Genomic DNA, 6,372 nt, shown 5'->3' with positions numbered 1-6,372 from the left:
CAGATCAGTCGACAACGCTCTCGTCATGGGCTGCTGGCCTCCGCCCAGCCAGCAGCTTGAATCAGAAATCAGCCCAAGCCGGAATCCCCAATCCGATTCCGTCTATGACGATCACGCTCTAGTGACCTCAAGGCCACACCCGCTCACTCCAGCCCCGGCGCGCCCCGCCGCATCAGCGCCCGCATCCGCTCCACCTGCGCCGCCGGCAGCCCGAGATGCGCGGGGCTGAAGAAGCGCGGATCCGGGGTGTGCAGCAGATAGGCCTGCGCCTCGTCCAGCATCACCTCCTCATTGCCCCGGTCGTAATGCTCGCGGGCCAGGAACTGGCGGAAGGCCTCGCGCTCCGCCTCGGTGAAGCCCTCCCGCCACACGCGGCGGATATGCTCCGCATAGGCCGGGCGGGTGGCGAAGAAGCCGTGGCTCAGCTCATGCCGCAGCACGCTGGCGCGCGCGGCCTCGTCCATCAGCGGCCCGGGCGCGGCCATGGAGATCACGGCGATCTCGCGGTCCTGCGGCAGCAGGCCGCGCGCCAGGCGGAACTGGGCTTCCACCCAGGCCTCGTCGGGCGACAGCGCCAGCCCGTCCCGCGCGGCCAGGGCGAAGAAGCGCTCCAGCTCCGCCCCCCGGTAGTTGTGGCCGTAGTAGTAGGTGGCGGGCGTGTCGCCCGCCCGCGCGATCGCGGCCGCCATCTCCGCCGGCGTCAGCACCCGGTCCCGCGGCAGGCCCGCCTTCTCCACCAGCGCCGCCACGCGGTTCAGCGCGGCGCCCTGCTCCTCGAGGCTCGGGAAGTCGAGGACGAAGATCGCCGTCTCCTCCGCCAGCCGCATCATGGTCGGCACCGCGGCGCGGTGGGCGAGCATGCCGGACATGTCCATCAGCACCGGCATGCGCGCCAGCCGCGACGGCACCGCGGCCGGGGCCGGCGCCTGTGGGACGGGCGCCTGCAGCGCCGGGGCCTGAGGGACCGGTGCCTGTGCGGCGGGCGGCTGCGGGACCGGTGCCTGCACGGCGGGCGCCTGCACGGCCGGCGCCTCCACCACCGGCGCCAGCCAGGCCCACCACAGCGCCCCCGCCACGCCACCGGAGAGCAGGATGCCCGCCAGCAGCGCCACCGGCGCGCGCCGCCGCGCCCGGGCCGGGGCGGGCGGCGCCGGCCTGCCCCAGGTCACGGTAGGCGGGGCAGGGGGCGCGACGCGCCCCGGGGTTGCGCCGCCCGGCGGCACGCGGATGGTGTCGTCGTCCCCGGTCATCGCACCCTCCGCCGCCCCCGGGTTCAGTCGTCGAGGTTGATGACCTGCACCCGGCGGTTCCGCGCCTCGTCCCAGCCATCCGGCGTCGGCACCAGCAGCCGCGTCTCGCCGAGGCCCACCGCCTCCAGCCGCCCCGGCGCCACGCCGTGCCGGGCGACGAGGTAGCCGCGCACCGCCTCCGCCCGCCGTTCGGACAGGCGCTGGTTGCTGGCCGCATCGCCGACCGTGTCGGTATGGCCCTCGATCCGGAAGCGGAAGGGCGCCAGGTCCGGCGAGGACAGGGCCCGGCCGAGCGGCGCCAGCGTCGCCTCGGCCTGGGGCGTCAGCGTGGCGGAGCCGCTCGGGAAGGTCACGGTGATCGACACCGCCGCGACGCCGGCCGGCGCGGTGGTGCCGGGCGCGACGGTCGGGGGCGGGACGCTGGCCAGGGGCGGGGCCGAGGCCTCCGGCTTCGCCGCCTCGGGCGCCGCCACGGCGGGGCCGCCGGGCGCCACCGCCGCCGGCGCCACCGGGCTGGCGGGCGGCGTGGCATCGGCCGGCGCCGGCAGCCGGATGCCGCGGGTGCGGGGCCGCAGCTGCTCGATCAGCTGCAGGGCGGCGGGGTCGTTCTGCGCCCGCGCCGGCGCCGGAAGGCCGATCCCGAGCCCGGTGGCCATCAGGATCCCGGCCAGGGGAAGGGCAGCGTATCGCATGGATCGTCTCCTCGCAGAGGGGGGCGCGGTGGGGCCGCGAAATCTGGGGGCCGCGGCATGGCGGCCCGATGGCGGAACGGCGGTCATGCGATGCCCAGCGCCCGCCAGACCGGCCAGCGTTCCCGCAGCAGCGTCACGATGGTCTCCTGCAGCCCCGCCACCACCTCCGCGGGGGGCGGCGGGCCGGGCGGGACCAGGCGGCGGATCAGGGCGGCCAGGTCGATCCCGCCATCCGGCCCCGGCGGGTCCTGCGCCATCAGGCAGGCCACCGCGACCTCCAGCGGGTCCGCGAAGAGGCCGCCGCCCAGCACGGGCGTCGCCAGCGCCAGCCGAGAGCCATCGCCCGCCAGCGGGCTCACGCCATGCGGCGCCAGCCGGCGCATGGAAGCCGCGTTCAGCCGCCGGGCGGCCGCCAGGCCAGCCGCCGGCACCGCGCCGGGATGCTGCCAGACCGGCATGGCCACATGGCTGCCGACCAGCATGGCGAGGGTTTCCTGCGGCGTGGCGCCGCCGCAGCCCGGCAGGGCGCGGAGCGCGCCGATGGTCTGCGGGCCCTGCGCCAGCGCGTCCCGCATCGGGCCGATGATGGCGGGCGGCAGCACGGCCTCCCCCGCCTGGGCCACCAGCTTCACCTCCTGCCGCGACAGGCTGGCCGGCACCAGCTCGATCGCGTCCGTCGCGGCCTCCGCCCCCACGCGCCGGATGCCGCGGACATAGACATCCCGCCGGAAGGCGCGCGGCACGCAGAGATCGACGACCAGCTCCCGCGCCGCCTGGTCCGGCGCCTCACGCCACAGCGCCTGCTGCGCCTCGGACAGCGTCATGGAGGGGAAGTTCTCGGACAGCGTGGCGCTGCCCGCATACTCGCAGCGCGCGCTGCCCATCGCGGCCGCGACATCGGCGAAGAAGGCGGGGCGCCAATGCTCCGTGGCGAATTCGTGCAGCATGTAGCCGGGGCGGGCATGGCCCATCTCCCCCAGCAGCAGGCTCCGCCAGACGGAGGGCAGCAGGTGCCGCGCCTCCGCCGCCACCAGCCGCTCCACCTGCGCGCGCGCCGCGGCGAAGGCATCGCTGCCCGGCGCGGCGCCGGCCAGCATGCCGCGCACCAGCCGCCACAGCGCCAGCCCCGTCGCGGCGCCGGGCATGGCGTTGTAGGTCAGCAGCACCACGCCGCCCGGCTGCAGCCGCCGCCGCAGCAGCCGCAGCACCCCCTCCCGCACCCGGTCATCGACCCAGGACCACAGGCCGTGGATCAGCACCAGGTCGAAGGCCGGCAGCGCCTCCAGCGCCGCGCCGTCCAGCTCCGCCAGGTCCGTCTCCTCGAAGCGGACATTCGCCAGCCCCGCCTCCGCCGCGAAGGACCGGCCCTCCGAGATATGGGCGGGGTTGTAGTCGAGGCCGACGACCTCCGCCGCCGGGCACCCGGCCGCCAGCACATTGGCGCTGTAGCCGCTGCCGCAGCCGATCTCCGCGATGCGCAGCGGGGTCTCCGGCCCCACCTCCCACGCCACGCCCATCATCGCGAGCGTCGCGCGCAGATGCGCCGGGGATTGGAAGCCGTGCCAGGCCGGCGGATAGGGCTCCGCCACCGGATAGCCGCGGGACCAGGCGGCCGGGTTGTTCATGCGGTGACACTCTCCGTCCTGGCGGCGGGGGCGGCCGGGCTCAGCATCGCCTCCGCCGCGTCGCGCCCGCGCGGATGCGGGCTGGTCATCCAGCTGGTCCAGCCCAGCCGCGCCCCCCCCGCCCCGCCCAGGGCCAGCGGCGGCACCGCCTTCGCGGCCAGGATCGGGTTGAAGGCGAAGTCCTGCTCCAGCCCGAGCTGGAGGCGCACCAGCTCCACCAGCCGGGCATGCAGGGGCGAGCCGGGCAGCAGGGCCTGGAATTGCGGCAGGCTCAGCGGCCCGATCTCGATCAGGAACCGCGCGCTGGGGTCCCAGATCTGCGCCCCCGCCACGACATCGATCCCGAGCTGCCCGCCCCCGGCCTTCCGCCCGCCCCGCGGCAGGCGCGACTGTTCGGAGGCCGGCAGCCGCACCCAGCCGCCCGCGAACTCCACGATCCGCACGGGCATGCCGGCTTCCTCCGCCAGCAGGCCCCGCAGCCGTTCCGCGCTGCGGCTGCGGGAAGCCAGCGCCCCGGCGTGGTAGAGCAGCGCCGGCAGCGGCGTCGCCAGCCGCTGGACGAGATGCGGCGTGCCGAGCCCCGCCGCCGCCGCCAGCACCCGCTCCGCCGGCGCCGGGTCGCGGGCCGGCCGGTACTTCGCCCTCGCCTTGACGAACAGCCCCGTGAAGCGCCGCGCCAGCAGGTCCAGGAACCGGTGCAGCGCGGTCGAACGCCGCCGGGCCTCCGCCCCCACCATCGCCGTGTAGTGCCGCGGCAGCACGCCGCCGGGCCCGATCAGGCCGAAGGTCGGCGTGGTGATCTGCCGCTCCTCCGGCACCGCGGCCGAAACCTCCCCGCCGGGGGCGCCCAGCCGCGCGCTGGTGCGGAAGTCGATCTCCGTCGGGTCCCGCCCCGGCGCGACGATGGCCGCCGCCTGGTCCAGGCTGAACCGCGCGGGCTCCCGCGCCAGGCGTTCGCGCGGCGAGGGTTCGGTCACAGCAGCACCCGCGTGCCGCTGCGCGCCGGCCAGGCGGCGACGCCACCGCCCCGGCCCCGCAGGCTGACGCCCGTGCGGACGAAGGCATTGACGGAGACCTGCAGCGCCAGGAACCGCTCCAGCACCCCCGCCAGCAGGAACAGCCCGCCCGCGGTCCAGGCCTGCGGCTCGAAGGTCAGCGTGATGTCGAGCCCGCGCGCGAAGCTGCCCGGCCGCACGCCCGGCAGGCGGGCGACGCCGGGCCGGGCATTGACGGAAACCAGCCCCTCCAGCGCCAGCCGCGTCTCCGCCGTGTCCCGCAGGTCGTGCAGCCGCATCATCTCCCGCAGCGCCATCGCCGCCTCCGCCCCCCCCGTGACGCCGAGGTGGTTGAGCGCGAGGTGGGAGACGAGCCGCCAGCCGCTGCGTTCCCGCAGCTGCGGCCGCAGCGTCGGCGTGGGTGGGGACAGGCATTCGGCGCCGGAGGCCGGTGCCGTCGGGTCCGTGATGCGCAGCCTCGGCTGCCCGCCGCCGAAGGGCAGCAGGGATGGCAGGTCCCGGTTGCAGCACAGCGCATCCACGCTCAGCACGCCATCGGCCGGCAGGCTGGGGTCGAAATGCGGGTCGCGCAGCATCAGCCGCGTCTCGCTGCCGCCCAGCACGCCGGGGGCGGGCCGCCGCGCCGCGATCCAGTGGATGCCGGGCGCCACCTCATCCGCCCCTTCCTCATGCCGCAGGCGATGGAAGGCCGGCACGCGCTTCGGGCGGGGATCCTCCGGCCGGCTCTGCCGGACCGTCTCCACCGCATAGACCTCCAGCGCCGCCGGGCGCCGGGCATCGGGCACCACCAGCCAGTCGCTCTCCGTCCCATCCAGCGCGATCGGCTCGCAGGGCTGGCGGAACAGGTTCACCGCCGGCGTGCAGCCCAGCGCGACATGCTCGGCGGAGACGCTGCGCTCCAGCTCCGGCACCGCGCGGGAGAGGTAGATGAAGACCTCCATGCGCCCGCCGCGCTGCACCAGGCTGCGCGCCTCCAGCCCCTCCAGGTCCAGGTAGAGGAACTTCTCCGCGAAGGCGAAATACTCGGTCAGCAGCCGGTGCCCGGTGAAGGCGCGGGGCGGCCAGGGCAGGGCGGCCTCCTCCGGCTCGAACCCCGCATGGCGCAGGCATTCCGGCGGCAGCAGCGTCGGCCGCGGATCGCCCGGCCCATCCGCCAGCGCGATCCCGATGGTCGCGGTGCAGAGCAGCTCCAGCAGCTGCGTCGGCAGGGGCGCCGGGCCGCGCAGGTGCAGCCGCAGCCGGTCGAGCCCCGTGGCCGCGAAGGGCAGGTCCGGGATGGTGGTGGCCAGCGTCAGCCGCAGCACCGCTACCGCGCCGGCCGCCTGCGGGTTGGCGGGCGCGGGCAGCGGCAGGCCGGACAGGCGCGCCGCCTCCACCGCCACGGGCCACAGCACCACCTCCTGGCAGGTGCGGTAGGTCAGGCGCTCCCCGCGCACCGGCTCCGTCTCCACCGGCGTGCCGCGCGGCACGCGCGATGCCCCGGTGGCCGCGGGCTTCGGCAGCAGGCGCAGCGTGGTCAGCGACGGCACCGGCGCCAGCAGATGCGGGCAGAGCAGCTCCAGCAGCGCATCCGTCAGTTCCGGCAATTCGTCGTCCAGCCGGTGCTGCACCCGCGCGGCCAGGAAGGCGACGCCTTCCAGCAGCCGCTCCACATGCGGGTCGTCCACCGTATCCGGCGTCATGCGCAGCCGGCCGGCGACCTTCGGGTTCGCTTCCGCGAATTCGCCCGCGAGCCGCCGGATCGCGGCAAGCTCCCTGTTGTAGAAGGGGAGAAGGTCGTCCGACACCG

The 6,372-nt window shown here is 76.1% G+C and carries 5 protein-coding genes; all 5 read right to left on the bottom strand.

The annotated features are described in order from the left end of the window. Positions 1-143: 143 nt before the first annotated feature. Positions 144-1,250, bottom strand: a complete 1,107-nt coding sequence (locus tag JJI54_RS15675; RefSeq protein WP_203073930.1) for a hypothetical protein — start codon at positions 1,248-1,250, stop codon at positions 144-146. A gap of 23 nt (positions 1,251-1,273) precedes the next feature. Next, positions 1,274-1,942: an OmpA family protein gene (locus JJI54_RS32735; RefSeq protein WP_318987517.1), complete on the bottom strand. Its 669-nt coding sequence runs from the start codon at positions 1,940-1,942 to the stop codon at positions 1,274-1,276. Positions 1,943-2,025: 83 nt separating this feature from the next. Beyond that, positions 2,026-3,567 carry a class I SAM-dependent methyltransferase gene (locus JJI54_RS15665; protein WP_203073928.1) on the bottom strand — a complete coding sequence of 514 codons (1,542 nt, stop codon included), beginning with the start codon at positions 3,565-3,567 and terminating at the stop codon, positions 2,026-2,028. Then, positions 3,564-4,544, bottom strand: coding sequence for a type VI secretion system baseplate subunit TssG (tssG, locus tag JJI54_RS15660; RefSeq protein WP_203073927.1), 981 nt, complete (start codon positions 4,542-4,544; stop codon positions 3,564-3,566). The genes JJI54_RS15665 and tssG overlap by 4 nt, the downstream gene beginning before the upstream one ends. After that, the gene (gene tssF, locus JJI54_RS15655; RefSeq protein WP_203073926.1) at positions 4,541-6,370 is read right to left on the bottom strand and encodes a type VI secretion system baseplate subunit TssF; all 1,830 of its coding nucleotides are present in this window, start codon (positions 6,368-6,370) and stop codon (positions 4,541-4,543) included. Before tssF ends, tssG begins: the two co-directional genes overlap by 4 nt. Positions 6,371-6,372: the final 2 nt, after the last annotated feature.

This window comes from Falsiroseomonas ponticola (assembly GCF_016805305.1).
In the GTDB taxonomy this organism is placed as follows: Bacteria; Pseudomonadota; Alphaproteobacteria; order Acetobacterales; family Acetobacteraceae; genus Falsiroseomonas; species Falsiroseomonas ponticola.
The sequence above is the reverse complement of the archived record's forward strand: the minus strand, read 5'-3'. Positions and strand labels throughout refer to the sequence as shown.

What these genes read in the sequence shown, in the direction of transcription:
- JJI54_RS15675 (WP_203073930.1), bottom strand. Translation starts at nt 1,250, where the DNA reads ATGACCGGGGACGACGACACCATCCGCGTGCCGCCGGGCGGCGCAACC.
- JJI54_RS32735 (WP_318987517.1), bottom strand. Translation starts at nt 1,942, where the DNA reads ATGCGATACGCTGCCCTTCCCCTGGCCGGGATCCTGATGGCCACCGGG.
- JJI54_RS15665 (WP_203073928.1), bottom strand. Translation starts at nt 3,567, where the DNA reads ATGAACAACCCGGCCGCCTGGTCCCGCGGCTATCCGGTGGCGGAGCCC.